Below are 483 nucleotides of genomic sequence, written 5' to 3' on the forward strand. Positions count from 1 at the left end.
TCGGTATTTTCTTCCCACGCTGCCGAACGGGTGTCATAATGCCTGCGGGAGTCAACGCGTAAATCGAACCCGCGCGCCCTTTGGCTGGCAATGCGGGCATATATTTGGGCGAAAAACAAACTATAAGCCATGCTGATATAACACTATGAAACAAATCTTGTTCCGATACATCATGCGTAAAATGGAGGCGTCCGACGCCGAGTCGGAGACGACGGTGTTGCTGCAACTCGCCCTTGCGCCGGCGTGCGCGGCACTGTGCCTGCTGCATGTCGCGATTCTCTGCGTTACTCCTGAAACGCGGGGGGCAGCGACAACGGCGTACCACCTTGCCAGCAGCGCGGCGTGCGCAGCGTGTTTCGCGTTGCTCCGCTGCCGGAAATATGCCCTGTGCGGACTCGCGCTGTGCTGCGACGCGGCGGTCTATGCGACGTTCGCCGTCGTCCGCTTCGGGCTGGAAACCCACGCGCTGCTCTATCTCCTCGT

General features: G+C 59.6%; 1 protein-coding gene. It reads left to right on the top strand.

Annotated elements, in window-relative coordinates; translation table 11 throughout:
• Positions 1-145: 145 nt before the first annotated feature.
• On the top strand, positions 146-483 hold a 338-nt coding region (locus AWU74_RS08030; protein WP_162505085.1), incomplete at its 3' end, for a hypothetical protein.

Source organism: Treponema endosymbiont of Eucomonympha sp., assembly GCF_001028545.1.